This is a genomic window from Erythrobacter sp. HA7-11 (assembly GCF_055693605.1).
Genome location: NZ_JBVFUF010000002.1, coordinates 329,908 through 356,037, shown reverse-complemented (window position 1 = coordinate 356,037; position 26,130 = coordinate 329,908). Strand labels below are relative to the sequence as shown.

Genomic DNA, 26,130 nt, shown 5'->3' with positions numbered 1-26,130 from the left:
TCTGGCCAAGGCTTCGACGCTAACCGGTACGACTGTCATCAGCCTGCTCTATCTTGCCAGCTTCGTAACCGGAATCACTGGACTGGTCGGCATTGTGCTCGCACATGTCTGGAGTGGCGAAGATCAAGAGCCATGGATGGCTTCGCACTACACATATCTTATTCGCACCTTCTGGATCGGCTTTGTTGTGTCGATCATCGGCACGATCCTCACTTTCGTGCTGATCGGAATTCCCATTCTGCTCGCAACCGCCGTTTGGGTCGGCGTTCGCAGCGTGATGAGCCTTCTTAAGGCGCAGCGCCGCGAGCCTATGCCAGACCCTGAAACGCTCGCCTTTTAAGCGTGCACCCGGTAAACGGCTCGGGTCATTGCGCTGGCCCAGCCGTCTTGCCGCCAACAATGCCAAAGCCTGGTACGGCCTCTTCCTCGACATAGCCCCGGTGGTACATGTCGATGTAAATTTCGCTCTTTGCAGGCTCGCTGTCAGCGCAAGTCACGATGTAGACATCGACGATATTGCCATAGGGCGACATGCCCGCGCTGCCCGCTCGGTAGAACTCCGGGCGGGATAGGTCAGCGCAGCGCAGCCGCGAGAGATAGGCGCGCTGGCCGGGCGGCATATGCGCACGCACAGGGTTTTCCGCGCTACCCAAAGGCGACGCCGAAGCCTCTTGCACGCGCGCGTCCAACTCCTCGCCCTGCATCTGCGATTCCCCCGCCATCATCTGCGTCAAAATCGCAGACATATCTGCGTCGGATGCCGAAGCGGTCTCTCCCGATTGTCCGGTGGTCGAGCACCCGCTCACCAGTATCGCTGCGGCAATAGGTAGCCCGCTCACGCGGCCCATGAGCCGCTTTGCCGATCCCAATTTCATCATGCCCCCCCTTTTAGTCCTCTATCAATAGGCGTTGATACCAAATCCGCGCCGTTGCAACTCTGCATGCGCGACTGTTCCGCTTGGTGCCATCTTCACCCCGTCGAGCAGGTGCACATTGCCGACCTTGTGATACTTCGCCGCGACGCCGCAGACCCAGATTTCCGCCCCGCGTTCGACCAGCTCGGCCACCACTTCCGCGTTGGGATTGTCGAGCCCGTAATACTTCTCACCATAGCGATCATCGCGCGCGACATCGAACACCGATGGGCCGTGCACCACGATACCGATCTTTACCCGGTCAGGCGAAACGCCCTCGGCCTCCATTGCCTTGGAGAAGGCAAGCGCACGGCGCAGAGCCGCATTCACTTCGCCCGCTTGTCCTTTGTAAGCGTCAAAGCTGTGCTTCCACTCCGCATCGGTGGGGAAGGTCATCTGATTGGTGATCTCGACCTCGTCCCCGCCGGTGTGGTCGTCGGCCAATGCGGGTGTGAGTGGCATACTTACGAGGCCAATCGAAAGCACAATCGCTGCGAATGTTGAATGGGTTGTCATGGGCTGTCCTCCTGCTTTGACCGCGACTGTGCCAAGCGCCGCGCAGAACGGCAATAGCCAGCGCCGCGCGGCGCTGATACGAAGCAGCATGACACGCACAATGACTCTAGCGCTAGCCCTCTCGCTAACCGCCTGCGAAGCGCCGAACCTCAATTCTGATCCGACACCAGATGCCGTGCGCGACCCGCAAAGCGCATTCTGGGATGCGCTGTCGACGCATTGCGGCAGCGCCTATGCCGGAAAGCTGGTGAGCGATGACGCCGCCGATGCCGATTTCGCCGGACGAGACATGCTCATGCATGTGCGCGAATGCTCAGATGAGCGGATCGCAATTCCCTTCCACGTGCAAGGCGAAGATGGCGAGTGGGACCGCTCGCGTACCTGGCTCATCACCCGCAACGAAGCGGGCGGATTGCGGCTCAAGCACGATCACCGCCACAAGGATGGGGAGAGCGATGCGGTCACCATGTATGGCGGCGATACGGCGGACGAAGGCTCAATGAGCGCGCAGGCTTTCCCGGTCGATGTTGAGAGCATCGCGCTGTTCGAGCGCGAGGGGCTTAATGAATCGGTCACCAATGTCTGGACAGTCGAAGTCGCGCCAAAGGGCACGCCGGAAGGCGCGTTTGTGTACCAGCTGCAACGCACAAAAGATGCCGGCGCGCCCGAGGATCGCTTCTTCCGCGTCGAATTCGACCTATCGCGAGAGGTTGAGGCACCCCCGCCCGCATGGGGCTGGGACTAGCGCCCTAAACCAAGCCTATTCGGTTGGTTCGACCGGTTCGCCCTCTTGGACCTGCTCCTTGACCTCGTCAGGAATGGCCAAGTCCGCTTCGGCGGAGCCTTCAGGCGGCACATTCGTCATCGGAGTTTCGGGCAGGTCAACCGGCACCGCATCGGGATCGGGTTCGCTCACGATCAACTCCCCGCCGCCTTCGTCGACGACGTCCGTGTCATAGCTGCGATCCTCTGTGTCGCCGCCGCAGGCCGCCAGGGCCAGCGCCGCGATTGCCAGGATCAGGATCCGCGTCTTAGTCATGTTCCACTCCTCAAATGCTGCGATTGCGGAGCCTAACAGTGCGCATGGAGCCGCGCGACAGGTGGACGGCTGAGACGCACGCGAGATCAGCCCGACCGCTCACCGCGCGTGCCTCTCGGGCCAGCGCAATGCGGATCAGGCCGCCGCGCGCTGACTGGTCACAATCCCCGTAATCTCATCGAGCAGAGCAAGGCGCTGCTTCTTGAGCGTTTCATACCGCTCGTCCGAGGCCGCTTCGGTCTCCGCCTCGATCCGGTGCACTTCGCGATTGACCGTGTGATACTGCCGCGCAAGCCGCGCAAAATGCGCATCATCGCGCTTTAGCTGGGTGAGCAGATCGCGGTCGCGCTTGAAGATTTCGGTCAGCTCGTTGGGTGTGTGTTGTGACATGAATTGCCCCTTCCTTCTCTTGGGTGATGGAGGGACATTAGAGCGAACTGCGAGGCGCGCTTTGATGTGGGTCAAAGGGGCCAGCTTTCGCTTCGTTTTGTGGATTGAGCTGCGCCGCGCCAGCAATCAATCCTGACCGGGCGGATAGGCGACTGCCGCGCCGTGATCCACGCTCAGGCTTTCGTCCAGGCGAAAGCGACCCTCGTCCGGCATCCATTGCCACACATGGATGTAGCGCGCGCCGCCGGTCTGCTCCCAGCCGCGCTCCTCGCCGCGCCATTCATGGAACGTGTGCATCCCGCGCTCCAGCACGCCCCACTCGCCCAAGGGCGTCACTGTGCGGCTGCCCGGCACGGATAGGCGGCGGTTCTTGTACCCTTCATATTGTCCGCCGGGTCCGCGGGCTGCGCACTGCTCTTCCATGCTGGCGATAAACGCCTCGCGCCCGTCTAACGCCAATCCGCCGAGATCGTGCAGCATGCGAAAATCCTCGGTCAGCAGCGGCTCGAGCGCCTGCGGATCGCATCCCTCAAACGCCGCCCAAAACAAAGCCGCATCGTTTGCGATAATCTGCTTTTGCGCCTCTTCGAGCGGCGGGATTGGCACCGGGTTTTCAGCAATGGCGGGTTGAGCGAGCAATAGCGCGAGAGGTGCGAACATGGGGAAGGTGTCCTTCGATGGTGTATTACGCGAATAATACACAGCGTCGTAAGCCGATCAAGGAGAAAGAGGGCGCAACACATGGTGTGTGGAATGCGTTGGTCGTGGGCATGCAACCGGCCTAGGTTGCATAGATCTCACGCAAAGGAGCTCTTGATATGAGCGACGTGAAACCAGTCGATGTGCCAGCGGGCAGCATGCTCGCGGAATTCGGGGTCGAAAGCGACTATCGCGATTGCTTTGCGCGCGAAGTGGCGGGCGAGGTCAGTTTGCCGAACTTTATCGAGCGGTTCTATTGCAGCTGGGCGTTCCGGCCCGAGCGATTGGCGCTGGGCCTGATCCGGCGCGGAGCAAGCAGCGAGGATGCGGCTCGGCTCGCGCGCGGCGAAATCGATGAATTTGCTGCGTGGACAATTGTCTCGCGCTCTCCCACCGAGATACTCCTGCGCGATTTTCAGGGCGCAACGGCGAGCTGGCTCTCGGTCGTGCCGATAAGCGACAGCAAAACGCGCCTCTTATTTGGAAGCTGGGTCGGCTAGACCGGATCGCGCGATCGTCCGCGCGTTCATGCCGTTTCACAAAGTCTATTCGAAGGTGCTGCTCGGAGCCGTCTAAAGGCTACGCGCACACAGTTCTTATAAAGGGTCGCGGAGCACGGACCCGAAGGGTCCGCAAGCCCGCACGGGCGCCCGCAGCGACTGATAAGGAGCGAGGATGTCGCACGCTGGATAGCGTGCGCAAAACAAGACTCGCCCTGCGTTACTCATAACCGTCGGCGTCGTCGGTGACTTCGAGGTTTTCCTGTTCGCCAAGGTCTGCGGTGTTGGGGGTTTCGCCTTCGGGGGCAGCCTCTTCAACGCCGGGCACGGCCTCTTCGATCTGCTCGCCGCTGACGGCATCGGGGTTGTCGGCAATCATCGCTTCGTCGATTTCGCCGAGGCTTTCGCCATCTTCGGTCGTCGCGCCGGTTTCGGCTTCGCCGGAGCACGCCGCGAGCGCGAGCGATGCGCCAAGGGCAGCGATGACGGGCAGGCGGGTGATTGGGGTGCGGGTTTTCATATGTTCGCTCCTGTGTGTTGCTGGATCAACGAAGCGGATGGGTGATGGGTTCCAGGAGGGGAGATTGAGCATGCCCTCTTGCGCGTTGCATTCCACCGTATTAGAGGCGCGCTCCCGCACCGGGATCGGCCCGCTGCGAAGAGCCTTAAGGAGGCAGAGTATGTTTACGACATTGCTGCCCCCGGGCAGACCCGAGACTATTGGCGCGAAACGCGCGCTGACGCTCATCACCCTTTTCTCATCCGCGCCGCGCGCCTGATCCATCGGGAGGGCGCCGCCGCGCCCATTCCTGAAGGACAGGCAAAATGTATTTGCGCTTCATCGCTCCGGCAAGGCCCGGAGGCTACACCGTGACGCGGTCCAACGTCGCTCCGGGTCTGTTCGGCCCGGCCTATGATCTGTGGTGGCAGCGCGGCGAATTGACCCCGGCCCTGATCGGCATCCGCCGCGAGCTGGATTGGTTCAACGCCAACTTGCCCGCACCAAGCCGCCTTGGCGTTAAGTCCAAGGGGCGCTGGTGGAGCGACGGGGTCTGCTGGTTCCGCGATGGCGCGGGCGAAGTCCTGCGCCATGGCTATATCCTCGCCAGCTTGATCGAGGATTGCGGAGTGCGGATCGACCGGATCAAGTCGCGCAATCCCGGCCAGATTCTCTACCGGGATGACTGGCAGGTTGTTGCCAAGCCCGACGGCCCTCGGCTCGAACTCTGCCGGAGCCTCTCGCCCCCGGCGGGTCTGTTGTCACGCTCGTGGCGATGGGCCTGCCGGGGGTTTTGTTGTGAGTGGGGGGAGATCGCTCGGCGGTCCCGCTGAAAGTCTTCGTCATCCCGGACCCCGATCCAGAATAAGGCTTTCTATTGGCTAGGTCGGACAGAAGGTAGCCTAGGCCTACATCAAGTGTAGGGCGACGGGATCAAAGGCGAGGTGACGCTCACCACAGCTCACTCTGGCGGCGCTAAATCGTCCACGTAGTTTTTTGCCCACTTCAGAAAGAAGGCGAAGAATGGATCAGTGACATGAAGCACTTGCTCGTCTCGGTCCCAGTCTAGCACCTTTACTGACATTTCCTCCTTCGAGGCAATTTCAGCCATTTTTTCAAGAACTCGCGTTACCTCGTTTGCCTGAGGCATATCCTCTTGTTCAACGACGTCACGAAGCGAAGCTCTCAACGATTCATAGTCAACGCGACGCATACCAGGTTCCAACCTCGAAAGCGCCATCAAAACAACCCGATAGATGTCTGCCCGCCCACCCGCGACAAGCCTCCTAGCCTTTCTATCAGACCGTTGGCGAGGTCCAGATGCGAGCTTATCGAAAATCACCTTTCCAGTATCGGTGGCGATCCGTCTGAATAAATCCTCCGAGAATGCCTGATCGGCATCAATTCCTTCTCGAACGGCATTTTTCGCAAGAAGCCGACAGAACTCCTGCATCAAATGGGGACTTCCGTAGGCTTCCTCAGCCAACCGATCCGTAAGTGAGTCCGAGACGCCGACGTCAAGCAATGGAAAACCTGTTGATGCGATTTGCTTGAGCTCTTCGACCGACCAATCAGGAACGTTTATGCCATGAATTCGGCCATTCATTTCGCGCTCGACGCGCACTGCGTCATAGCGCCGGTGAGGTATTGCAATCAAAACGACCGGTAGCCCATCAAAAATGCGCCCTTTCAAAGCGCGCACTAGCTGCCCTTGCAAATTTCTTTCTATGTAGTGAAAATCATCTATCACCAGAACGGTTTGCGTCTGCATTAGAGCATCAAGAACAAGACTCTGTTTCGTTCCGGAAGGCTTAACAAGGATTCGTTTCGTCTGATCGGTACGAATCGCCAATCTCCGCGCTAGCTTCAGCGCCCAAGCCGAAGAGCTTCCCTCCAATATTTCCGCCACTCTTGCCGGTGGTTCCGTGTGACTGCGTGTCTTCCCGCTCGGTGACGAGATCTACACCGAGATTGTGTAGACAGTCGTCTAAAAAACCGTCCAAGGATTGAATGTTCCCGCCGTCAAGCCAGACCGCGCCTGCCTGCCCCTCCAATACTTTCTTGACCAAAACGGTCTTGCCTGTCTTGGTCGCACCAGTCACGACAACAAGCTTGCAAAGGTTGTCCTGAACCTCAGCAAGAGAAGCCTCTAAGTGGCGTTCAGTTCTTGGGACATAGGTCAGATCGGGCATACCACCCGGAACAAAAACCCGACCGACAGAAACTTGTGACATCAGTTAGCCAAACATCTTTTTCAAGCGTCGATGCCCCCTACTCCGCAGCCTCAACCGCGCTTTCACCGAACATATCCGGGCCGCCGTCGACCGCTTCGTCTTCGTTGACCGCCTTCGCCTTTTGGCGCTTGTCAAAGCTCGACCAGACATCGTTCCAATTGCCGGTCGTCGCGCCTTTCGAATACTCGGTCGCGCGGGTTTCAAAGAAGTTCGCGTGCTCGACCCCGTTGAGCAGCGGCGCGAGCCACGGCAGCGGGTGCTCATCGACCATATAGATCGGCTGCAGGCCCAGCTGGTTGAGGCGCCAATCGGCGATGTAACGAATGTACTTCTTGATTTCCTTCGCCGTCATCCCGTTAACCGGGCCCATCTCGAAGGCGAGATCGATAAAGGCGTCTTCCAGCCGCACGGTCTTCTGGCAGATATCGATGATATCTTCCTTCACCGCTTTGGTCAGGCAGTCGCGTTCCTCACAGAAGGTGTGGAACATCTTGATGATGCCTTCGCAATGCAGGCTCTCATCGCGCACCGACCAGCTGACGATCTGGCCCATGCCCTTCATCTTGTTGAAGCGCGGGAAGTTCATCAGCATGGCGAAGCTCGCGAACAGCTGTAGCCCTTCGGTAAAGCCGCCGAACATGGCGAGCGTGCGGGCAATATCCTCGTCATTGTCGACGCTGAATTGCTGCATGTAATCGTGCTTGTCGGCCATTTCCTCATATTCCAGGAAGGCGCTGTATTCGCTTTCGGGCATGCCGATCGTGTCGAGCAGGTGGCTGTAGGCCGCGATGTGCACCGTCTCCATATTGGAAAACGCGGTGAGCATCATCTTGATCTCGGTCGGCTTGAACACGCGGCCATATTTGTCGTGATAGCAATCCTGCACTTCGACATCGGCCTGGGTGAAGAAGCGGAAGATTTGCGTGAGCAGATTACGCTCATGCTCGGTGATTTTTTGCGCCCAGTCGCGGCAATCCTCACCCAAAGGCACTTCCTCTGGCATCCAGTGGATCTGTTGCTGGCGTTTCCAGAAATCATAGGCCCACGGATATTCGAAGGGCTTGTAGGTCTTTCTGGCTTCGAGCAACGACATGTTGTGTTTCCTTATTCGCGTGTTGGCTAACCTATATAGGGAATCAAACTACGATGCGACAGGCAAGAGTGTATGATTCGGCGGGGATAAACCGTGCAAAATTTGAGTCGGATGGAGCGTGATCGGACCACCCTTGCATGGGGCTCAACATACAAAGATGAGCCGCGCGCAAATGAGATGATAGCACGCCGCATTGGTCATCCCAAAAGACATCAAAAATGACAAAACCCCAGCGCCGCAAAAGGCACCGGGGCTTCACCGTGTTTCGTCCGCCGACCCGGTTAGGGTCACGGCAAAGGCTTAGCTGGCAAGCAGCTCGTCATAAGCAGCGCATGCGTCTGCGATCGAGTAGCTGCCGTCGGCTGTGCCAGCGGTGACTTTTTCCTGAATCTCGGTCAGCTTGGCAGCCATTTCCTGCATCGCTGCCGGATCGCTGGCCATGCCTTGCATCTTGGTGGCGAGTTCTTCCGCCTTGGCCATCATGCCTTCCTGGTCGCAAGCCGCTTCGGTTGCTTCTTCGGTGGTTGCAGCGACTTCTTCGGTCGTCGCTTCTTCAGCGCCGCCGCCACATGCAGCCAAAAGCAGAGCGCTGCTAGCCGCAGCAACCAGAGTAAACTTCTTCATTGTGATAACCCCATCCTAATTGAAAAACCGGCGCGGACACTGAGCCCGATCGCCGGTGCGAGAGCGTTGGCACGTAAAAATACGGGGCGCAAGCGCGTTAACTCAACTGTTGGCGAGCATCGCGTTTGAGAGATTTTTCGACGGTCTTACTGTGCCGCAGCGATCACGGCGACCCACAGGAATGGCAGGAATATCAGGGCGATAACGATGTGCAATCGGCCTGCATTGGCGGCGTGGCCCGATGCATCACCGCGGCTCGCACGCCAGCCATTGAAGATGAATGCCAGCGCGAACAGCGTGCCGCCAATGCCGATCCAATATTCCGCTGCCATATCTCAAAACACCTCCGTCGCGCCGACATCCGGCACGATAAAGGCGAGTATGACATAGGAAATGATCGGAAGCGAGAACGAGGCGATCATCATGGTGTTGGCCGCTGCCGGAGCGATCGTGCCATTGTCGCGAAGCATGCGAAACACGAACAATTCGCCGGTCGCAACGATCAGGAAGAACAGCGGGATGGCGATCTCTAATGTCATGTTTGCCCCCTTTTTGCGATCATACGAACCGGCGCATGGTCCCGCCGGTCTCCTTGAGAGCACTGGCAGCGCCATTCCAATCCGCAGCGGCGAGCGAGGCAAATACCCGCTCGGGCAAAGGCCGGGCAAAAGCTATGCCGGCGTGATCGCCATGGCGCCAGGCAACCTCGCCCAGATGCGGACCGGTCCCGGCGATATAGACGCGCAGATATTCGCCGACATCGACCCGTCCGCGCGGATCGAAAATGCGGCAACCGCCTTCGGACAGGTCAGCGAGTTTGATGTCCCACTGCATCCCACGGCCCGTGCGATAAGAGCCAGTGGCGTCGATCGGAACACGAGAAGTTGTGCGTGCTTTCATAGCGTTGCGCAATCAACCATGCTTTTCGCGCAATGAAAAGCCCCCGCAAGCATTTCGCTTACAGGGGCTATTCGGATTGCGTTGCGCATCAACTTACTGACAGCTGAGGCATTCCTCATAGTCGGTTTGCTGCTCGCCCAGTTCGGCTTTCAGCTCGATCTCGGGAGCGTCGGCGGTATTGTCCGCCTCGACCCCGCCGGCAAAGCCTGCGCGCTGAACCGATTTCGAGCGGAGATAGTAGAGCGACTTGATGCCTTTCTCCCACGCCTGGAAGTGCAGCATCATCAAGTCCCACTTATCGACGTCTACCGGGATGAACAGGTTCAGCGACTGCGCCTGATCAATGTAAGGCGCGCGGTCAGCCGCGAATTCGAGCAGCCAGCGCTGGTCAATTTCAAAGCTGGTCTTGAACGCTGCCTTTTCTTCGTCCGACAGGAAGTCGAGATGCTGGACCGAGCCACCACGCTCAAGGATCGAGTTCCACACATTGGTCGAATCCTTCGATTTCTCGCGCAGGATTTCTTCCAGATAGGGGTTCTTCACGATGAAGCTGCCCGACAGGGTCTTGTGCGTGTAGATGTTGGCCGGGATCGGCTCGATGCAGGCGCTGGTGCCGCCGCAAATGATCGAGATCGACGCGGTCGGCGCGATCGCCATCTTGCAGCTGAAGCGCTCCATCGCGCCCATTTCAGCGGCATCGGGGCACGGTCCGCGCTCTTGCGCGAGCAACATGCTGGCTTCAGATGCCTTGGCCTGAATGTGCTTGAACATTTTGAGGTTCAGCGCTTTCGCCATCGCGCTTTCAAAGCCCAGCCCCTTCGACTGCAGGAAGGAGTGGAAGCCCATCACGCCCAGGCCAACCGAACGTTCCCGCTCGGCGGAATATTTCGCGCGGGCCATCTCGTCAGGCGCGCGGTCGATGTAATCCTGCAGCACATTGTCGAGCATGCGCATCACATCTTCGATGAACTGCTTGTCACCGTTCCACTCGTCCCACTTTTCAAGGTTGAGTGAAGACAAGCAGCACACCGCCGTGCGGTCGTTGCCCAGGTGGTCGATGCCGGTCGGCAGGGTGATTTCGCTGCATAGGTTGGAGGTCGAAACCTTGAGGCCCAGATCGCGGTGATGCTTTGGCATCATGCGGTTCACCGTATCGTTGAACACGATGTAGGGCTCACCCGTTGCAAGGCGGGTTTCGACCAGCTTCTGGAACAGCGAACGCGCATCAACCTTGCCGCGCACTTCGCCGGTCTTGGGTGATTTCAGCTCAAACTCGTCGCCATTGCGGACCGCTTCCATGAACTCGTCGGTCAGCAGCACGCCGTGGTGCAGGTTCAAGGCCTTGCGGTTGAAGTCACCCGATGGCTTACGAATTTCGAGGAATTCTTCGATCTCGGGGTGCGAGACATCGAGATAGCATGCGGTACGAACCACGACGCAGCGAACCTTGCGAAATCGCCAGAGTCAGCGAGTCCATCACGCGCACGAATGGAATGATGCCGCTGGTCTTGCCGTTAAGGCCAACCGGCTCGCCAATACCGCGAACATTGCCCCAATAGGTGCCGATGCCGCCGCCTTTGGACGCGAGCCATACGTTCTCGTTCCAAGTGCCGACGATGCCATCGAGGCTGTCGGAAACCGAATTGAGGTAGCAAGAGATCGGCAGGCCGCGCGACGTGCCGCCATTCGAGAGGACTGGCGTTGCCGGCATAAACCAAAGGTTCGAAATGTAGTCGTAAAGACGCTGCGCATGCTCGGCATCGTCAGCATAGGCATCCGCGACGCGCGCAAACAGATCCTGATATTTTTCACCGGGGAGCAGATAGCGATCGGTCAGCGTCTCCTTGCCGAACTCGGTCAGGTTCGCATCGCGGCTTTCATCGATCTGCACATCGAAACGGCGATCATTGACCTTCTTCTCTTCGGTCTTGGTAGCCGCTTTGGCCGCTTCGCCAACAGCATTGGCGAGCGCTTCACCGGCCTTGGCTGCGACCAGTTCTTCTGACCCTCTATCGTCTGCTTGCATTTTGATCGCCTGCTTCGCTTTTTTTGTGTCTGATGACGGCTTCGCATCTTCAGTGCGGTTGTCATCAAGGGCAGTGTCTTGCTGCTGATCGAGACCCATGGCCGCGTCATCTCCGTTCCGAAAATCCATTATATTTTTAGCCCCGTCTTTGCCGTGCGCTCGCTCCACCCTTGCCAGCGCGATGTTCTACCTGTGTTCGACTCGGCGGGATGGTCCCACCTAGCATTTTATGGGCTCCCCTGCGCGGATTACTTATCCCCGCTACCCACAGTCCCTAGGCGCTTTTTCACCGCTGAAAGACCGACTCTTCCCCTGTTCGCAGATATGGTGTCTGCGCCCGGAATTAACTAGGTCTTGTGGGTGCCCCCGCGTCAGGAACCACTAAATACTGAATCAGAGACGCATCAGACGCAAGAGGGTAAATACCGAATTAACGAAAGTTTCGGTTTTTTGAGCCGGTGTATTATGCTGCTGCAACGCAGCGACGCGTGGGAAATCCTAGGGTCGCGGATCGCGCAAGCCCTAAAATGAATCTGCGAAAAAATTTTTGCGGGCAAAACGAGTCAAAACGGCTTGTGAATCTTTCGAATCGTGCTGCGCAATTTTTGAATCAAGGTGCGCGCTGGAAAGCCGCGATTTAACTTACGCGGCTGCCACCGTTTTCGCTTCAACGCCGCTGACATGAGAGTGAATCTCGCTGACAATCGGATCGACCAGTTCCATTGGCAAATCGTGACCCCATCCGGGAATCGTCACCAGCCTTGCGCCGGGAATCGCGGCAGCGGTCGCCTTGCCCCCGTCGAGTTTGACCAGCGGATCATCTTCGCCGTGTAAAACAAGCGTTGGCGTTTTTACTTTGGCCAGCCGCCCGGTGCGGTCGCCATCGTCGATGATCGCCGCGAGCTGGCGCGGCAGGCCAGCGGGATAGACGCTGCGGCGAATCCCGACGAGCACGCGTTCCTTCGCGCGCTCCGGATCTGGGCGATATCTGGGTGAGCCAATCGCATTGATGACCTTGAGCCCGTGCTCGAGCAAGGCATCCTCCTCCATCGAGGGGATCGGGGCAGTCAGCGCCTCAATCGCGTGCTTTTCCGCCTGCGGCAGTTTCGGATTGCCGGTGGTGGAAAAAATCGAAGTGAGCGAGTGAAGCCTGTCGCTGTGGTGGATCGCCATCAGCTGTGCGATCATGCCGCCCATGCTTGCGCCCACAACATGCGCCCGCTCAATGCCGAGCGCATCGAGCACGCCGGCGCCATCATCGGCCATGTCCTTGAGCGTATACGGCACTTTTGCAGGCCAGCCGATGACCTTGCGCAGCACCTGCCATTTCAGGCCCGGAGCCCGCGCGCCATCGAACTTTTGGCTGAGGCCGATGTCGCGATTGTCGAAGCGGATCACGCGGTAGCCCCTACCCGCTAGCGCTTCGACAAACTCCTGCGGCCAGAGCGTCATCTGCGCACCCAGACCCATCACCAACAGCACCGGCGGATGCGAGGGATCGCCATGCTCGTCGTAAAACAGTTCGAGGCCGGTGTTGGGTGTTGTGACGGTGGGCATGTTTCGCGCTCTTTCCTTGGCATTCGCAGCCACGCTCACAGGCGCGGCGATCAAGCGCGATGAATGACGCAAGCGAGCGCACACCGCAACCCGCCATCTGCAGGGGAGCAAATGGCGAGCGCGGCTTGTGCTGGGACTCCCCGTAGGCGGCGCCTACATCCCCAGCGCGATATACTGGCTTTCGGGCTTGGCCGAGGCGAGGCGAGTGGCCTCTGTTCTATCGAGCTCCGCCATCAGCTTTTCCTTGCTTGCATAGCCGTCAGCGAAGATCAGGTTCGCAATAAACCTGGCCTTGGCGGGATTGCGTACCGGCACCTCGTCCAGATTGTCGAGCTTGCGCACGGCACGTCTCGCCAGCCGCTCGCCCCAGAAGTTGGACGTGCTGTTGTGAAGCTTGATATTGTCCGCTCGGTACGTCCTCTCCCAGCGTGAAAGTGATTTGCACGATCCCGCTGGCGATCTGAAATTTGCCCGAGTGCGGCTGAGTTTGGAGCGTGCGGTCGAGATCGCGGTTGGCTTCCGCTTTCCATGCATCCATGGCGCTCGAAGGGCGCACAACCAGATCTTGAGATTTTTCGCCAGCCGCAACCGGGGTGGCGAGAGGCAGGACGAGCGCGGCTGCCAAAGCTGCGCCGGAGGTGAGTTTTGCAAATGTGTTCATCGGATCATCCTTTCAAAGATATCGGATGATCGGTACCGTCAAACCGGATGCGGCGAGCACCAGTCCCAACACTCGTGCAGCGGCATCTATGGTCGATCAGACGCGGGCTATTGTTCAAAAAGGGGGGCAGCCTCGCATCTGGTTGCACAATGCCAGAACGTAGGATTATTCCAATCTAGGATCGCTCGGCGACATGGAATTTCGCCAAGGCGTCTCATGAAGCAGATAAACTGCAAATGGTGCTCGACGAGCGGCTAGTCTGTAGACACATCGGGCCCGCCTACTTCGGTCATCCGCACGGCAATTGAAGTAACACCCACCTCATCGCTGTCCGAACAATCCATCCGCACCAGCAATTCCGTACCCGGCCTGCGCAAGGCATAATGCGTGAAGACTGCACTTGGAGCGCAGCTTTCGAGCGGAACAGTTCGCTCGGCGAACAATTGGCGCGTGCTCATCATCGACATGCGCGGATAATCGGCAACGCTGTCAGCCATGAAAACGCGTCGCTTGGCGAGTGCCTGAGTTATAGCCGCATCGGAGATTTCAAAAACTTGCCCGCTGGGATAGCTCGCCCGCCAGCCAACGTGAGCCGCGCGCACAAACTCCGCCTTCACTTCGTACCAGCCGGTTTGCGAAACCGCGCTCCACGGCATGGCGTTGCGTTCACTCAGGATCGCAAAGGGATTGATGCTGTCGAACCCCTCGTCGCGTTTGACCGCATAGCCGAGCATCTCGCCATCGTCGCTATATTGGCTGGACCTGGTCGTGCGGTCGATCAGCCAGTGCTCTTCCTCACCCGTCTCGGCATTGATCGCCACGAGGAAGGTCTCGGATCGCAGGCTCTCATAAAGACCGAGATTGTCGCTCGAACTGCGCAGCACAAACAGATGCGTTTCGCTGAGCCCGAAAGGCTCTTCGCGAATGTCGATGACGTCGGGCGGGGTCGCAAGCGCGGCAATTGGCAAACAAGCAGTCGCCAACGCTGCAAACGTTATTGACGCACGGATTAAGCTCAAGGCACCAACACCGTATCCTGCGGCACCTCGTCCATTTCGGGATAATCGAGCGTGTAGTGCAGCCCGCGGCTTTCGTGCCGCGCTAGCGCGCTTTTCACGATCAGCTTCGCCGCCATCAGCAGATTGCGCAGTTCAATAAGGTCGGTCGTGACGACAAAGCTGCCGTAGTAATCCTCGACCTCCTTGCTGAGCAGATCAATCCGGTTGGCGGCGCGCTGCAACCTCTTGGTGGTGCGCACGATCCCGACATAGTTCCACATGAAGCGGCGGATCTCGGTCCAGTTCTGCTTGATTACAACCTGCTCATCTGAATCAGAGACGCGGGTCGCGTCCCATTCACGGATCGCGGGCGGTTCGGGCAGTTCGTCCCAACGCGCGAGGATATCGCTCGCCGCCGCCTCGCCATAGACAAAGCATTCGAGCAGCGAGTTGGACGCGAGCCGGTTCGCGCCGTGAAGGCCGCTTTCGGTGCATTCGCCCGCCGCCCACAGGCCGGGCAGATCGGTGCGCGCGGCAAGGTCCACCACTACACCGCCACAGGTGTAACGCTGCGCGGGCACGACCGGAATCGGCTCTTTGGTCATATCGATGCCGAGGCCCGAAAGCTTTTCATCAATGGTCGGAAAATGATCGCGCACGAAATCGGCGGGCTGATGGCTGATATCGAGATGCACGTAGTCGAGGCCATAGCGCTTGATCTGATCATCAATCGCGCGGGCGACGACATCGCGCGGGGCGAGCTCCATCCGCTCAGGATCGTAATCCGCCATGAAGCGGTGGCCGGTTTCCGGGTGAAGCAGGTGTCCGCCTTCGCCGCGCACGGCCTCGGTGATGAGGAAGTTCTTGACCTCCAGATTGTAGAGGCAGGTCGGGTGGAACTGCATCATCTCCATGTTGGAGACGCGCGCGCCCGCTCGCCACGCCATCGCAATGCCATCACCTGTCGCACCTCTCGGCGCGGTCGAGAACAGGTAACAGCGCCCCGCTCCGCCAGCTGCGAGAACGGTGGCGCGGGCGATATGGCTTTCGACCTCGCCCGTTTCCTCGTTGAGCGCGTAGACGCCCCAGACATGGCCTGCGCCGGAATAGGTCTGGCGGTGGCGATCGGTGATGAAGTCAATCGCCGTGCGCCCTGCGAGCATGGTAATATTGGGATTGGCGTTTGCGGCGTTGAGCAAAGCCTCTTGCACCGCCCAACCGGTTGCATCGTTCACATGCACGATCCGGCGGTGCGAATGGCCGCCTTCGCGGGTGAGGTGCAAATCGCCCGAATCCTGGTTGAACGGCACGCCGAGGTCTACCAGCCGAGCGATGCTCTCCGGCGCACGCTCGATTACGAACTCAACCGTTTCGCGGTCGTTGAGGCCTGCGCCTGCGACCATCGTATCGCGCACATGGTTTTCAAACGTATCGCCCGCATCGAGCACGGCGGCGATCCCGCCCTGCGCCCAAGCGGTTGATCCGCCCGTCAGCGTTCCCTTGGCGAGCACCAGCACGCGCTTGGTTTCGGCGAGCGCCAAAGCTGCTGTCAGCCCGGCTGCGCCCGAGCCAATGATGATAACGTCGTATGGGGAATGCGCTGCGTCAGTCATGGCAGTCTCATGGCGAAGCACGCAAGAAGGGGCAAGCCTTGGCTCAGATCGCACCGCTTGGCCGGGCGCGTTGCACAATTTTAATTGGCTCAATCAATAGCCCGCTCTTAGCCTTTTCGATCTTGGTGGGAATGGGTCCGCGGATGAAACAATAACAGCATAACATCATCCAATTCGTGCAAGGTGGGGGCGCAAGTTTGATGAGCGTGGTTTTGCGTGCTTTATGCTGGGTAGGTCTGCACCGGCCAGTGGCCACTCGCGTCCATTGGAACGGTCGAAGCTATACCGGTCATTGTCGAAGGTGCGGTGCCGAAATCAAACGCAACGCGCAGCGTCAATGGCGGCGATGAACTGGGGTCCCGCCGCCTGTCCTAAAGAGCGAAGCAATCCAGATCGTCGGCAACCATAACGGTGCCGGAATAGCTCTCCCCAATCGCACGCAGACTGTCGTCGATCCGGCTTAACGAGCGCTCCATATTATGCGTCAGCACCACCCGCTCCGGCTCCAGCACGCTGGCAAGCTCGCCAATCTGCGCAGGCGTGCGGTGTAGGCCGCGCGGCTGGCCTTGCTCGCCATTGATGACGTGGTGCGCAAACAGGATGGTCGGCTTTGCGCCAGCAAGATCGCTGGCGAACCGCTCGCTAAACCCGCTTTGATCGCCAGTGATGACGAAGCTCGCGTCGCCAACCTGAACCGAATAGCCGAGCGCGGGAGCCGGCCCGTGATTGACGGGGTGCGCGATGATCGAAAAGGCATTCGAGACATCAAGGCCAAGCGGCGCGCCCTCGCCGCCAGCAGTGGGCACATCGGTCACAAGCAATTCGCGTTTGTCCTCGCTGCCATCGCCGTAGCCGCCCAGATACGCGAATGCGCCGCCTTGCTTGCTCAACAGACGATCCAAAAACTCGCCAGTGCCGGGGAAGCGTTCGGCACCGTCAGGGCCAGCCACCATCAGCGGCTCGGTGCCGCCCTCGAAACCGCCAGTGTTGAGAATGCCCGGCAGTCCGCCCGCGTGATCGCCATGGAGATGGGTCAGGACGATTGCATCGAGCGTTGCGACTTTCCCGCCCGCCTCGGCAAAGCGCACAAATGCGCCCGGTCCGGCATCGATCAGCAGCTTGGCTTCGCCGTTTATCCATAGGAGATAGCTCGTGCCTGCACGGTCATTTTCAGCGATCGGTCCGCCTGATCCAAGCACTTGCAAGGCTGCGCCTTCGCTGGGGCACTCCGCAGGCTGTTCGCCGCGCGGCAAGTCATGTTGAGGTGCGGCGTTTTGCGCCGAGGCATTTGCATCGGCATTCCCATCGAGGGAACCGCAAGCAGTCAAACCCGCTATTGCAATGCCCAATAGCCAAATCGCGCGCATCTCTTTCCCCCTCGCTTAGTTGCCGGTCCCCGTCAGCGAAACGAAGACATCTTCCAGGTCCGCTTCGCGCGTCGTCACATCTTCGATTTTCAGTCCCTGCTCCTGCAAAATCGCGAGCACTTGGCCTGCATTGAGCTTGTCCTTGTCATAGGTCACCTCGACCCCGCGCTCGCCAGCCAGTTCGACCTTGGCGAAGGCTTCGTGCTGAGGGGCGGCTGTCAGATCATTTTCAACCGTGACCGCGACAATCTTTTCACGCGCCATGTCGATCAGCTCACGCGTCGGTTTTTTCGCGATCAGCTCTCCGTGATTGATGATCGCAATCTCGTCGCACAGCTCCTCGGCCTCTTCGAGATAATGCGTGGTCAGAACCACGGTGACGCCATCATTATTAAGCTGCGTCACGAGCTCCCACAGCTGGCGTCGCAGCTCGACGTCAACGCCTGCCGTCGGCTCATCCAGAACGAGAATTGGCGGCGAATGCACCATGGCCTTCGCAACCAACAAGCGGCGCTTCATCCCGCCCGACAGCGTCCGGGCATAGGCATCGCGCTTATCCGCCAGCCGCACCGCTTCGAGCAGCTCTTCGCTGCGCCGGTCGGCTTTGCCGATGCCGTAAAACCCGCCTTGGTTTTCCAGCACTTCATAAGGCGTGAAGAACGGATCGAAGACGATCTCCTGCGGGACGATCCCGATCGCGCGGCTCGCATTGCGGCGCTGCTGGTCGATGTCAAAGCCCCAGATATTGGCTGTGCCGCCGGTCTTGTTGACCAGCCCGGCAAGAATGTTGATCAGCGTCGATTTACCCGCGCCATTGGGGCCGAGAAGGCCAAAGATCGACCCTTGCGGCACATCGAAGCTGACATCGTTCAACGCCAGCTTACCCTCAGCGTCATCGCCCTTCGCACCCTTGGGCGCGGCATAGCGTTTCGTAAGGCTCTGGATCGAGATTGCTGGCTCTGTGCTCATGCGCTCCGCCATAGAGATGCGCGCGATGTGCGCAAGTGAGCGCAGCGGTTCAAACAGAGATTGAATTCGCGTGGCTGCGCGATTATCGGCGTAAGCCATGAACATCGCTCCACCCGAAGTGCTGCTAGTCGAAACGCGCCGCGTCAGCTGTGACGGCGCCAGCGATATTCGTGGCGGCAAGAACTATCGCCCCGCAGCGCTTGGCCATCCGCGCATCTATCTGGAGATTGACGAGCACGGATATGTCGATTGCGGCTATTGCGACCGGCGCTTTGTCTTGAAGGGCGGGCCTGCCGACGGCGTCGATCAATCGACCCTGCCCGATATTTCGGAAGGCGGCGATCCTGGCCATCGCTAAACGCGTGTTCGGCATGAGCGGCTGAGTCAGCGATTATTCACTTCATCGCCCGTAGTGTGCATTTGAAGGGTCTTACCAAAGGAGAACTGCCTCATGGTTCGCTCGCTTAAATCACTCGCTCTCGCCGCTGCCGGTGCAACCGGCCTCGCGCTCGTCGCAGCGCCGGTCGCCATGGCCGACGAACCCGAAACCAAGGAAATGACCAAGGGCGAGAAAAAGCTCGAAAAGCTGCTCGAAGGCCGTGTGGCCGGGGTGCCAGTGCGTTGTATCAACCGCTTTGACGGTCGGCGCCAACAGACAATCGATGACACCGCCTATGTCTATGGCAGCGGCGATACAATCTACGTGCAGCGCACACGCAATCCTGACAGCATTGATGATGACGATATTCTCGTGATCCGCAAGTACGGTGATTCGCGTCTGTGCCGCCTTGACCAAATTACGACCGTTGACCGTTTCAACGGCTTCTTTACCGGCGCGGTCTTCTTTGAGGATTTCGTGCCTTACACCCGGGTGAAAGACGCGAACAAAGCTGAGAGCTGACCACTCTTCATCCGTAAGGTAGAATTGAAAACGGCGCGCGAGGGGCTTCTCTCGCGCGCCGTTTCCTTTCAGCCTGCCTGTAAGTTCGGGGCAAGGCAGGCAAGGCTTACTCTTGGATCAGCCTGCTCGGACAAGCGGCATCGTTGCTTTCTCCGACATTTGCGCGCGAGGGGGTAAATATTCTTCCTCAAGCGCATCGCGAAAGGCGCGTATGTCCGGCTTCGAACCACGGGTTGACCGGGCGAAGGCATCCAAAGCAGCTTCGAGGTCAGTACGCTCGCCGGGCAACTTTTGCTCGGCCTCTTCAGCCTCTACCTGTGCCTCGCGCTCGGCCCACATGGCTTCCAGTTCGCGCTTGCGCCAAAGAGCATCTTCACGAGCAAGTTCATCATCAAGAGTGTCGCCCTCAATAACGATATCTCTGGTATCCGCTGATTGCGTCGTTGCTTCGCGAACCCATTGCTGGCGACCAGCACTCTCGGCTTTGGAAATGCTGTGCGGCATGATCGCCAGTTCATGTTCTGACTGACTGATCCGCTGACCAGCTTCCATCAGCTTTTGCATGCGTCTGGCGCCATGCACCTCACCGGCTAACCAACTTATCATGCACGGCGCAGCAAGCGCCAAAATCATGGTCTCCAATGCAAAAAATTCCTGCATGGCCCATCCCTTTCCGCGCTCCGACCCCCACCGGCGCGCTGTTCGTGTTACGATCCCACGGGACAGACGCGATTTCGCCCGGCCACAAATCATCAATACGCGAAAGGTTCCCGGAATATCACTCGGCTGACTACTTGGTCAGCCGTTAAGAATTCGCAGGAAAGACTGCGCTGCGCCGCCCTCAAGGGCAGATCCGGATTGTTAAGGTATGGGCGCCCTTAGCGAGCGCACCCTGACGCGCAGCGACTCACCCGGCTGCGATCTGCTTGTTCATGCGATCGACAATGTCTTCAGCCTGTTTCATGATGCCGTCGATCAATTCCTGACAGGTCGGTATGTCGTTGATGAGGCCGGCGACCATGCCGCAGCTCCACGCGCCCTTGTCCATCTCGCCTTCCATCATGATCGATGGGTAGACGCCCGCCACCTCTGGCAGGATGTCCTGGATCGTGATTGCATCCCCCAGCTCTTTTTCCTTTTCGAGCAAGCGTTCAACCGCTTCGTTTGCCAGCACTCGTTCGGTGTTGCGCAGAGGGCGCATGACGAGGCGCGTGTCGAGTTCGGAGGCTTCGATGATCGCCTTCTTCACGTTCTCGTGCACCGGCGCTTCCTTGGTGGCGATAAATCGCGTGCCCATATTCATGCCTTCCGCACCCATGGCGAGCGATGCGACGAGGCTGCGCCCGTCGGCCATGCCTCCGCTGGAGACAAACGGAATGTCGAGCTCATCCGCAGCGCGCGGCAGCAGGATGAAGTTCGGAATATCGTCTTCGCCAGGGTGGCCGCCGCATTCGAAGCCATCGACCGAAACAGCATCGCAGCCGATCTCTTGCGCTTTCAGCGAATGGCGCACGCTGGTGCACTTGTGGATCACTTTGATCCCTGCATCCTTGAGCGGCGGGAGCAGCTCGACCGGGTTGCGCCCGGCGGTCTCCACTACCTTCACACCGCCATCAATCACGGCCTTTAACAGGCCCGGATAATCCGGCGGAGTCAGCGTCGGCAGGATGGTGAGATTCACGCCAAATGGCTTGTCGGTCATGTCCTTGCATCGCGCGATTTCATTGGCGAGCTTTTCGGGAGTGCCTTGGGTAAGACCGGTGATGATGCCGAGCCCGCCCGCATTGGAAACCGCCGCTGCCATCTCGGCAAACCCGACATAATGCATGCCGCCCTGAATAATCGGATGCTGGATGCCGAACATTTCGGTGATGGCGGTTTTCATGGGCGTTTCCTCCTCAAGTTTTCGTGTTGCGCGCGAAACAAGCGCATGTTCGCCGCACTTGCAAGCGTGGTTTTTGGGGTCGCTTTGCTTGACGCGCCGCGCCGTAGCGTCAGTCAGCCGCCTTCTCGATTGGCCCGGTCTCGCACAGATCGCTCACCACGCAGATTTCGCATTTGGGAATTCGCGCGCGGCACACTTTCTTGCCGAACTGGATCAGCCAGAAATGCCCATCGGCGAGCGTCCAGTCCGGGCTGCGCTCTTCGAGCTGCTGAGCGGTTTTCTCCGCCGTCTTGGCTTCGGTCAGCCCGATGCGATTGCACACGCGGTGAACATGCGTATCGACCGCGATCACATCTTTGCCAAAGGTGAAACTCATCACGATATCAGCACATTTGCGGCCAATGCCAGGCAGGCTCATCAGCCCCTCGCGCGTATCGGGCACCAAGCCATCATGCTCTTCGAGTAGCGTGGTGCAGAATTTGCGAATGTTCTTGGTCTTATTGTTGTAGAGCCCGCACGGTTTAATCGCCTGCGCTATCTCCGCGTCGTCGAGCGCGAGCATTTTTTCAGGAGTCTTGGCGAGCTTGAACAAGGCCTTGGTCGCCGCAGCCGTGTTGCGATCAAGCGACTGCGCGGACAGCATGCAGGAGATGCAGGATCGAAACGCATCAGGCTGACCCTTCGGCCCCTTGGCGTTCTTGGTCCGCCCCGGCATTGCCTCGGACAGCTTTCGGTAAACGGTTTCGACTTGGTTCTCGCTGAGCATATCGCATCAGCGAGCGGGCGAGCTTTGGGTTCCTATTTTGCAGTCGTCGCGCGCGGGGCAACCCTCGCACTGCGCTTTGCGAGGGCGGCAATGGGTCTGACCGAGTTTCTTCAAGAGCAGGTGGTGCTCATCCATATCCTCGACCGACCATTCATCCGGCACAATCGGCATCAGCAAATCATAGGTCTTGGCCGTGTCAGCCTTCGCCGGGACAATGCCCATGCGCTGCATGATCCTGCGATGATGGCCGTCGATCACCATTGCTTTGCGATTGAGCGTGCTCGCATTCATCACGCCTGCCGAGTTCTTGCGCGCGACACCGGGAAGCTGCTCAAGCCATGCCATCGCGTCTTCGGTCGGCAGGTTTGAAAGATGCCTCAGGTCCACCGAACCGCGTTCGTGGATGATTGCGTTTAGGCAATCAGATAGCCGCTTTGCCGCAACGCTAGGAAAGGTCTGGCGCTGAAGCCGCGCCTCCAAGTCCTCGGGCCGAACCTTCGCGACCGCATCCCAGTTGCCGAACTCTTCGAACAAGCCATCGGTTGAGGCATTGCTCGCCGCGGTCTTCGTCTGCGCGCCGATCACGCCGTGCACCAGCACCCATTCGGGGCTCCGGCGTTTCTCGGACGGACGGACGATCCGACCAAAGCGCTCGATCAGCCCAGCCTGCAAGCGGCGCAATACATCCGTTCGAGGATCAGACCCGAGATCGAGCTGCACGCCTCGCTCCAAAGCCGGCAACCGCCAACGCAATGCACGGCAGCCAGATCCATTTCAGCTCCGACACCAGCGTTTCGACCCCGCGCCAAGAAAAGAAGTCTGCGCCAATCGGCGAAACGCGCACCGGAGTCACCGGGGCAAATATCCGCGCATCATCCCACGGCCACCACAAAGCCGCGCCCAAACCTCCGCTCGTCAGCGTATCGAGCAGGCCGTGGCTCGCCATCGCAAAAGTCAGGAAAGCAAAGGCGGTGAAGCTGCGCGCCTCTTTCCAGACCAGCGCGAGCGCTGCTGCACACATTGCGGCAAAGGCGAGCGAATGCGTCGCCCCCCTGTGGCCCCATTCATCGGCATACTCGACGCCCAGCTTGAACCCGATCACGTCGGCATCGGGCACTATCGAAAAGACCGCTCCGGCGAGAGCCAGCTTGGGCGAAATCACCCCGCGCCCCGCCGCTGCTGCGAGCGCCAGCGGAACAACAGCGTGAGTGAAGATCGTGGGCAAAAGCGCTTAGCGCTCGAAGGTTAGCGCGAAAGTCACCGGGACAACCGGCGTGATCGAAGGCAGTCCGGCGAGCTCTTGCAATTGGCCCAGACCCTCGACCAGATCGAGCCGCGCGGCATCGACGATCACCGGCGCATCGGACACTGCGAGCACGCGATCAGCGCCAACGCGCGTGACGGTGATCTCCGATTGGAATGGCATTTCCGCACCCTTCAAGGACAGCGTGCCGTCGAGAGTTGTGTCCGTGCTTGCGCCAACGGCAAGGCTTTCAAAGGCTGCGGGATCAATCTGAGCGGTCACCGTCGCGCTGGGATTGTCAGCGACGACAAAGAAGATGTCGCGCATTCGCTCATTGCGGATATCCACCCCGGTCTCGACCGAGGCGAGATCAATTTCGATCGTCGCCGCGCCGTCTGCGGCGATGGAACCCGATAGCGTCTCAAAGCTATTCAGCTCGGCAATCTCGCCCGACTTGATCGTCACGTAGGACAATTCCGATGCGGCTCCGTCGAGCGTCCAAGCGCCCTCTGTAACAGCAGCAGGTTCGGCGGGCGCCTGCGAACAGGCCGAGACGGCGGCAGCTGCAACGGCCATCAGCGGAAGATTAATCGATCTGGTCACGGGCGAACCTCCATCAGAAAAACACGACTATCGTATAGGATTACGAAGACGGCCACAAAAGGTTGCAATGCCCTACTCCCACTCGATCGTGCCGGGCGGCTTGCTGGTGTAGTCATAGACCACCCTGTTGATCCCCTGCACTTCGTTGACGATGCGGGTCGCGCAGCCGGTCAGGAAGCCTGCATCGAAGGGATAGACATCTGCGGTCATGCCATCGGTGCTGGTCACGGCGCGCAGGCCGCACACGCTATCGTAAGTGCGGTGATCGCCCATCACGCCAACCGTCTTGACCGGGAGCAGAACGGCAAAGGCCTGCCAGATCGCGTCGTACAATCCGGCATTGCGGATCTCTTCGAGATAGATCGCATCTGCCTTGCGCAGGATGTCGCAGCGCTCCGTCGTCACCTCGCCTGGAATACGGATCGCAAGACCGGGGCCGGGGAAGGGATGGCGGCCGACGAATTGTTCGTTGAGGCCAAGCTCACGTCCCAGCGCGCGCACCTCATCCTTGAACAATTCTCGCAAAGGCTCGACCAGTTCCATGTTCATCCGCTCAGGCAGGCCGCCAACATTATGATGCGATTTGATCGTGACCGATGGCCCGCCGGTAAATGAGACAGACTCGATCACGTCCGGATAGAGCGTGCCTTGAGCGAGGAAATCCGCCCCGCCGAGCTTGTTGGCCTCTTCCTCGAACACGGCGATGAACTCGCCGCCGATAAATTTGCGCTTCTTCTCCGGGTCGGTGACGCCTTCGAGGCCAGCCATAAAGCGCTCCTCGGCATCCACCACGACGAGCGGGATGTTGTAATGATCGCGGAACAGGCTTTCGACCTGCTCGCGCTCGTTAAGTCGCAGCAGCCCGTGATCGACGAACACGCAGGTAAGTTGGTCGCCGATCGCTTCATGGATCAGGATCGCGGCGACTGAGCTATCAACACCGCCCGACAGGCCGCAAATTACTCGACCATCGCCAACCTGCTCGCGGATTTCAGCGACCTTGGTCTCGCGATAGGCGGCCATGGTCCAATCGCCCGCCAGCCCGCAGACCTTGTGGACGAAATTGGCGAGCAGTTTGCCGCCGTCGGGCGTGTGGACGACTTCTGGATGGAACTGCGTTCCGTAGAATTTGCGGCCTTCGTCCGCGATCACCGCGAAAGGCGCGCCGTCTGATGTGGCGACAATCTCAAAACCGGGCGCGAATTTGGTGACCTTGTCGCCATGGCTCATCCATACTTGATGGCGCTCGCCCTCGGCCCAAAGGCCATCGAAGAGGGCGCAGGACTTGGTGACTGTAAGGAACGCGCGGCCAAATTCGCCGCCTTCACCCGTCTCATGGCCGGGGCGCACTTCGCCGCCAAGCTGATGGCTCATCACTTGCTGGCCATAACAAATGCCAAGAATCGGCACGCCCGCTTCAAACAGCACTTCCGGCGCGCGCGGTGACCCTTCATCGGGGACACTGGCCGGCGATCCGGAAAGGATGATGCCCTTTGGCTTCATCCGGCGAAACGCCTCTTCGGCCATGCTGAACGGTGCGATTTCGGAGTAGACACCGGCTTCACGCACCCGGCGCGCGATCAGCTGGGTCACCTGGCTGCCGAAATCGACGATAAGGATCGAATCTGAGAGTGTATGTGGGTCCATGTGCGGGCGTTAAGCAGCGTCCGAGTGCAAGTCCAGAGGGCCAGCGGAGGCTTTGCGCAGACATGCATGAGCTGCATCAAATATGTTGCAAAAAACGCAAAGACATTCGCAGTTTTGGCATTTGTGTTCGATTGCATGAAACTTCATATGGGTTGTGCAGCGCAGCAAGAGCTCCCTCTCCCGCTCTTCGAAGACGCTGCATCGGGTGATGGTCTCTCCCCCAATGTTCCATCACCAGCCTGCTTGTCGCCCCACTCGGGGCCTAGCGAGCCCGCACGGAGCGCTCTGCGGTGACCCCTCACCAGCTAGCAGCGCGATGAAGCCCGCTCGCCCGCCCAGCGCCTTCCCCGGGTCTCGGCGGAACACTCCCACCCCCTTGCGGGGGCGACAAGTCCAGCAGGCGCAGATGAGACGCGGGACCAGCCAGTCCTCTCTCCCCAAATGGCTTTCGACAAAGACAGCTTACGGCGGCCCGCGTCTCCACGC

32 protein-coding genes and 1 pseudogene are annotated in these 26,130 nt (G+C 59.3%); 6 read left to right on the top strand and 27 right to left on the bottom strand.

The window, feature by feature from the left end:
• Window positions 1-136: 136 nt before the first annotated feature.
• Window positions 137-340 carry a DUF4870 family protein gene (locus ACZ1GU_RS01965; protein ID WP_472646454.1) on the top strand — a complete coding sequence of 68 codons (204 nt, stop codon included), beginning with the start codon at window positions 137-139 and terminating at the stop codon, window positions 338-340.
• A gap of 25 nt (window positions 341-365) precedes the next feature.
• On the opposite strand, the gene ACZ1GU_RS01960 is transcribed toward ACZ1GU_RS01965, so the two are convergent.
• Window positions 366-878 carry a hypothetical protein gene (locus ACZ1GU_RS01960; protein WP_472646453.1) on the bottom strand — a complete coding sequence of 171 codons (513 nt, stop codon included), beginning with the start codon at window positions 876-878 and terminating at the stop codon, window positions 366-368.
• 21 nt (window positions 879-899) lie between these two features.
• Window positions 900-1,430 carry a DsrE family protein gene (locus ACZ1GU_RS01955; RefSeq protein ID WP_472646452.1) on the bottom strand — a complete coding sequence of 177 codons (531 nt, stop codon included), beginning with the start codon at window positions 1,428-1,430 and terminating at the stop codon, window positions 900-902.
• Between the two features lie 88 nt (window positions 1,431-1,518).
• Between ACZ1GU_RS01955 and ACZ1GU_RS01950 the strand changes: the two genes are divergently transcribed.
• A complete protein-coding gene (locus ACZ1GU_RS01950; RefSeq protein ID WP_472646451.1) occupies window positions 1,519-2,175 on the top strand; it encodes a hypothetical protein in 657 nt (218 codons plus the stop codon).
• Window positions 2,176-2,190: 15 nt separating this feature from the next.
• On the opposite strand, the gene ACZ1GU_RS01945 is transcribed toward ACZ1GU_RS01950, so the two are convergent.
• The 3 genes from ACZ1GU_RS01945 to ACZ1GU_RS01935 form a co-directional block, all read right to left on the bottom strand.
• On the bottom strand, window positions 2,191-2,469 hold the full coding sequence (locus ACZ1GU_RS01945) for a hypothetical protein (RefSeq protein ID WP_472646450.1): 279 nt from the start codon (window positions 2,467-2,469) through the stop codon (window positions 2,191-2,193).
• A gap of 135 nt (window positions 2,470-2,604) precedes the next feature.
• Window positions 2,605-2,859: a YdcH family protein gene (locus ACZ1GU_RS01940; protein ID WP_472646449.1), complete on the bottom strand. Its 255-nt coding sequence runs from the start codon at window positions 2,857-2,859 to the stop codon at window positions 2,605-2,607.
• 126 nt (window positions 2,860-2,985) lie between these two features.
• Window positions 2,986-3,519 carry a nuclear transport factor 2 family protein gene (locus tag ACZ1GU_RS01935; RefSeq protein WP_472646448.1) on the bottom strand — a complete coding sequence of 178 codons (534 nt, stop codon included), beginning with the start codon at window positions 3,517-3,519 and terminating at the stop codon, window positions 2,986-2,988.
• Window positions 3,520-3,677: 158 nt separating this feature from the next.
• On the opposite strand from ACZ1GU_RS01935, the gene ACZ1GU_RS01930 reads away from it, so the two are divergent.
• Window positions 3,678-4,058 carry a hypothetical protein gene (locus ACZ1GU_RS01930; RefSeq protein ID WP_472646447.1) on the top strand — a complete coding sequence of 127 codons (381 nt, stop codon included), beginning with the start codon at window positions 3,678-3,680 and terminating at the stop codon, window positions 4,056-4,058.
• A gap of 220 nt (window positions 4,059-4,278) precedes the next feature.
• Here the strand turns inward: ACZ1GU_RS01930 and ACZ1GU_RS01925 are convergent, their stop codons facing one another.
• Entirely contained in the window at window positions 4,279-4,578 is a 300-nt protein-coding gene (locus tag ACZ1GU_RS01925) for a hypothetical protein (RefSeq protein ID WP_472646446.1), read from the bottom strand.
• Window positions 4,579-4,883: 305 nt separating this feature from the next.
• Between ACZ1GU_RS01925 and ACZ1GU_RS01920 the strand changes: the two genes are divergently transcribed.
• Window positions 4,884-5,390 (top strand): hypothetical protein, encoded by a 507-nt coding sequence (locus tag ACZ1GU_RS01920; RefSeq protein WP_472646445.1) that lies wholly within the window; start codon window positions 4,884-4,886, stop codon window positions 5,388-5,390.
• Window positions 5,391-5,518: 128 nt separating this feature from the next.
• On the opposite strand, the gene ACZ1GU_RS01915 is transcribed toward ACZ1GU_RS01920, so the two are convergent.
• The 14 genes and pseudogenes from ACZ1GU_RS01915 to ACZ1GU_RS01850 form a co-directional block, all read right to left on the bottom strand.
• A complete protein-coding gene (locus ACZ1GU_RS01915; protein WP_472646444.1) occupies window positions 5,519-6,409 on the bottom strand; it encodes a hypothetical protein in 891 nt (296 codons plus the stop codon).
• Window positions 6,369-6,791 (bottom strand): hypothetical protein, encoded by a 423-nt coding sequence (locus ACZ1GU_RS01910; RefSeq protein ID WP_472646443.1) that lies wholly within the window; start codon window positions 6,789-6,791, stop codon window positions 6,369-6,371. Before ACZ1GU_RS01910 ends, ACZ1GU_RS01915 begins: the two co-directional genes overlap by 41 nt.
• A gap of 37 nt (window positions 6,792-6,828) precedes the next feature.
• Entirely contained in the window at window positions 6,829-7,884 is a 1,056-nt protein-coding gene (locus tag ACZ1GU_RS01905) for a ribonucleotide-diphosphate reductase subunit beta (RefSeq protein ID WP_472646442.1), read from the bottom strand.
• 300 nt (window positions 7,885-8,184) lie between these two features.
• On the bottom strand, window positions 8,185-8,508 hold the full coding sequence (locus ACZ1GU_RS01900) for a hypothetical protein (protein ID WP_472646441.1): 324 nt from the start codon (window positions 8,506-8,508) through the stop codon (window positions 8,185-8,187).
• A gap of 146 nt (window positions 8,509-8,654) precedes the next feature.
• The gene (locus tag ACZ1GU_RS01895) at window positions 8,655-8,840 is read right to left on the bottom strand and encodes a hypothetical protein (protein WP_472646440.1); all 186 of its coding nucleotides are present in this window, start codon (window positions 8,838-8,840) and stop codon (window positions 8,655-8,657) included.
• 3 nt (window positions 8,841-8,843) lie between these two features.
• Window positions 8,844-9,047, bottom strand: a complete 204-nt coding sequence (locus ACZ1GU_RS01890) for a hypothetical protein (RefSeq protein WP_472646439.1) — start codon at window positions 9,045-9,047, stop codon at window positions 8,844-8,846.
• A gap of 19 nt (window positions 9,048-9,066) precedes the next feature.
• Complete coding sequence (locus tag ACZ1GU_RS01885) at window positions 9,067-9,408, bottom strand: PilZ domain-containing protein (protein ID WP_472646438.1); 342 nt, start codon at window positions 9,406-9,408, stop codon at window positions 9,067-9,069.
• Window positions 9,409-9,501: 93 nt separating this feature from the next.
• Window positions 9,502-11,563, bottom strand: a pseudogene (locus tag ACZ1GU_RS01880) (ribonucleoside-diphosphate reductase subunit alpha).
• 513 nt (window positions 11,564-12,076) lie between these two features.
• Window positions 12,077-12,991 (bottom strand): alpha/beta fold hydrolase, encoded by a 915-nt coding sequence (locus ACZ1GU_RS01875; protein WP_472646437.1) that lies wholly within the window; start codon window positions 12,989-12,991, stop codon window positions 12,077-12,079.
• Window positions 12,992-13,144: 153 nt separating this feature from the next.
• Window positions 13,145-13,525, bottom strand: a complete 381-nt coding sequence (locus tag ACZ1GU_RS01870) for a hypothetical protein (RefSeq protein WP_472646436.1) — start codon at window positions 13,523-13,525, stop codon at window positions 13,145-13,147.
• A 381-nt stretch (window positions 13,526-13,906) separates the two neighbouring features.
• A complete protein-coding gene (locus ACZ1GU_RS01865) occupies window positions 13,907-14,620 on the bottom strand; it encodes a hypothetical protein (RefSeq protein ID WP_472646435.1) in 714 nt (237 codons plus the stop codon).
• A 47-nt stretch (window positions 14,621-14,667) separates the two neighbouring features.
• Window positions 14,668-16,263 (bottom strand): L-aspartate oxidase, encoded by a 1,596-nt coding sequence (gene nadB, locus ACZ1GU_RS01860; RefSeq protein ID WP_472646434.1) that lies wholly within the window; start codon window positions 16,261-16,263, stop codon window positions 14,668-14,670.
• Between the two features lie 371 nt (window positions 16,264-16,634).
• Window positions 16,635-17,630 carry an MBL fold metallo-hydrolase gene (locus ACZ1GU_RS01855; protein WP_472646433.1) on the bottom strand — a complete coding sequence of 332 codons (996 nt, stop codon included), beginning with the start codon at window positions 17,628-17,630 and terminating at the stop codon, window positions 16,635-16,637.
• A 15-nt stretch (window positions 17,631-17,645) separates the two neighbouring features.
• A complete protein-coding gene (locus ACZ1GU_RS01850) occupies window positions 17,646-18,599 on the bottom strand; it encodes an ABC transporter ATP-binding protein (RefSeq protein WP_472648679.1) in 954 nt (317 codons plus the stop codon).
• A gap of 97 nt (window positions 18,600-18,696) precedes the next feature.
• Between ACZ1GU_RS01850 and ACZ1GU_RS01845 the strand changes: the two genes are divergently transcribed.
• Window positions 18,697-18,957: a zinc-finger domain-containing protein gene (locus ACZ1GU_RS01845; protein ID WP_472646432.1), complete on the top strand. Its 261-nt coding sequence runs from the start codon at window positions 18,697-18,699 to the stop codon at window positions 18,955-18,957.
• A gap of 93 nt (window positions 18,958-19,050) precedes the next feature.
• Complete coding sequence (locus ACZ1GU_RS01840) at window positions 19,051-19,500, top strand: hypothetical protein (RefSeq protein WP_472646431.1); 450 nt, start codon at window positions 19,051-19,053, stop codon at window positions 19,498-19,500.
• A gap of 117 nt (window positions 19,501-19,617) precedes the next feature.
• Here ACZ1GU_RS01840 and ACZ1GU_RS01835 read toward each other — a convergent pair whose 3' ends face one another.
• The 7 genes from ACZ1GU_RS01835 to guaA all read right to left on the bottom strand — a co-directional run bounded on the left by ACZ1GU_RS01835 (window position 19,618) and on the right by guaA (window position 25,644).
• Complete coding sequence (locus ACZ1GU_RS01835) at window positions 19,618-20,064, bottom strand: hypothetical protein (protein ID WP_472646430.1); 447 nt, start codon at window positions 20,062-20,064, stop codon at window positions 19,618-19,620.
• Window positions 20,065-20,407: 343 nt separating this feature from the next.
• A complete protein-coding gene (locus tag ACZ1GU_RS01830; protein ID WP_472648678.1) occupies window positions 20,408-21,502 on the bottom strand; it encodes an NAD(P)H-dependent flavin oxidoreductase in 1,095 nt (364 codons plus the stop codon).
• The gene (locus tag ACZ1GU_RS01825) at window positions 21,495-22,151 is read right to left on the bottom strand and encodes an endonuclease III domain-containing protein (RefSeq protein ID WP_472646429.1); all 657 of its coding nucleotides are present in this window, start codon (window positions 22,149-22,151) and stop codon (window positions 21,495-21,497) included. Before ACZ1GU_RS01825 ends, ACZ1GU_RS01830 begins: the two co-directional genes overlap by 8 nt.
• A 6-nt stretch (window positions 22,152-22,157) precedes the next feature.
• Window positions 22,158-22,871: an endonuclease III domain-containing protein gene (locus ACZ1GU_RS01820; RefSeq protein ID WP_472646428.1), complete on the bottom strand. Its 714-nt coding sequence runs from the start codon at window positions 22,869-22,871 to the stop codon at window positions 22,158-22,160.
• A complete protein-coding gene (locus tag ACZ1GU_RS01815) occupies window positions 22,849-23,376 on the bottom strand; it encodes a metal-dependent hydrolase (RefSeq protein ID WP_472646427.1) in 528 nt (175 codons plus the stop codon). The genes ACZ1GU_RS01820 and ACZ1GU_RS01815 overlap by 23 nt, the downstream gene beginning before the upstream one ends.
• 6 nt (window positions 23,377-23,382) lie before the next feature.
• On the bottom strand, window positions 23,383-23,997 hold the full coding sequence (locus tag ACZ1GU_RS01810; RefSeq protein WP_472646426.1) for a YceI family protein: 615 nt from the start codon (window positions 23,995-23,997) through the stop codon (window positions 23,383-23,385).
• Between the two features lie 72 nt (window positions 23,998-24,069).
• Window positions 24,070-25,644 (bottom strand): glutamine-hydrolyzing GMP synthase, encoded by a 1,575-nt coding sequence (gene guaA / locus ACZ1GU_RS01805; protein ID WP_472646425.1) that lies wholly within the window; start codon window positions 25,642-25,644, stop codon window positions 24,070-24,072.
• Window positions 25,645-26,130 lie beyond the last annotated feature (486 nt).

Coding starts and splice junctions, on each gene's coding strand:
- ACZ1GU_RS01965 (WP_472646454.1), top strand. CDS start 137: ATGGCTTCGCACTACACATATCTTATTCGCACCTTCTGGATCGGCTTT.
- ACZ1GU_RS01960 (WP_472646453.1), bottom strand. CDS start 878: ATGATGAAATTGGGATCGGCAAAGCGGCTCATGGGCCGCGTGAGCGGG.
- ACZ1GU_RS01955 (WP_472646452.1), bottom strand. CDS start 1,430: ATGACAACCCATTCAACATTCGCAGCGATTGTGCTTTCGATTGGCCTC.
- ACZ1GU_RS01950 (WP_472646451.1), top strand. CDS start 1,519: ATGACACGCACAATGACTCTAGCGCTAGCCCTCTCGCTAACCGCCTGC.
- ACZ1GU_RS01945 (WP_472646450.1), bottom strand. CDS start 2,469: ATGACTAAGACGCGGATCCTGATCCTGGCAATCGCGGCGCTGGCCCTG.
- ACZ1GU_RS01940 (WP_472646449.1), bottom strand. CDS start 2,859: ATGTCACAACACACACCCAACGAGCTGACCGAAATCTTCAAGCGCGAC.
- ACZ1GU_RS01935 (WP_472646448.1), bottom strand. CDS start 3,519: ATGTTCGCACCTCTCGCGCTATTGCTCGCTCAACCCGCCATTGCTGAA.
- ACZ1GU_RS01930 (WP_472646447.1), top strand. CDS start 3,678: ATGAGCGACGTGAAACCAGTCGATGTGCCAGCGGGCAGCATGCTCGCG.
- ACZ1GU_RS01925 (WP_472646446.1), bottom strand. CDS start 4,578: ATGAAAACCCGCACCCCAATCACCCGCCTGCCCGTCATCGCTGCCCTT.
- ACZ1GU_RS01920 (WP_472646445.1), top strand. CDS start 4,884: ATGTATTTGCGCTTCATCGCTCCGGCAAGGCCCGGAGGCTACACCGTG.
- ACZ1GU_RS01910 (WP_472646443.1), bottom strand. CDS start 6,791: ATGTCACAAGTTTCTGTCGGTCGGGTTTTTGTTCCGGGTGGTATGCCC.
- ACZ1GU_RS01905 (WP_472646442.1), bottom strand. CDS start 7,884: ATGTCGTTGCTCGAAGCCAGAAAGACCTACAAGCCCTTCGAATATCCG.
- ACZ1GU_RS01900 (WP_472646441.1), bottom strand. CDS start 8,508: ATGAAGAAGTTTACTCTGGTTGCTGCGGCTAGCAGCGCTCTGCTTTTG.
- ACZ1GU_RS01895 (WP_472646440.1), bottom strand. CDS start 8,840: ATGGCAGCGGAATATTGGATCGGCATTGGCGGCACGCTGTTCGCGCTG.
- ACZ1GU_RS01890 (WP_472646439.1), bottom strand. CDS start 9,047: ATGACATTAGAGATCGCCATCCCGCTGTTCTTCCTGATCGTTGCGACC.
- ACZ1GU_RS01885 (WP_472646438.1), bottom strand. CDS start 9,408: ATGAAAGCACGCACAACTTCTCGTGTTCCGATCGACGCCACTGGCTCT.
- ACZ1GU_RS01875 (WP_472646437.1), bottom strand. CDS start 12,991: ATGCCCACCGTCACAACACCCAACACCGGCCTCGAACTGTTTTACGAC.
- ACZ1GU_RS01870 (WP_472646436.1), bottom strand. CDS start 13,525: ATGCATGGAAAGCGGAAGCCAACCGCGATCTCGACCGCACGCTCCAAA.
- nadB (WP_472646434.1), bottom strand. CDS start 16,263: ATGACTGACGCAGCGCATTCCCCATACGACGTTATCATCATTGGCTCG.
- ACZ1GU_RS01855 (WP_472646433.1), bottom strand. CDS start 17,630: ATGCGCGCGATTTGGCTATTGGGCATTGCAATAGCGGGTTTGACTGCT.
- ACZ1GU_RS01850 (WP_472648679.1), bottom strand. CDS start 18,599: ATGAGCACAGAGCCAGCAATCTCGATCCAGAGCCTTACGAAACGCTAT.
- ACZ1GU_RS01845 (WP_472646432.1), top strand. CDS start 18,697: ATGAACATCGCTCCACCCGAAGTGCTGCTAGTCGAAACGCGCCGCGTC.
- ACZ1GU_RS01840 (WP_472646431.1), top strand. CDS start 19,051: ATGGTTCGCTCGCTTAAATCACTCGCTCTCGCCGCTGCCGGTGCAACC.
- ACZ1GU_RS01835 (WP_472646430.1), bottom strand. CDS start 20,064: ATGCAAAAGCTGATGGAAGCTGGTCAGCGGATCAGTCAGTCAGAACAT.
- ACZ1GU_RS01825 (WP_472646429.1), bottom strand. CDS start 22,151: ATGCTCAGCGAGAACCAAGTCGAAACCGTTTACCGAAAGCTGTCCGAG.
- guaA (WP_472646425.1), bottom strand. CDS start 25,644: ATGGACCCACATACACTCTCAGATTCGATCCTTATCGTCGATTTCGGC.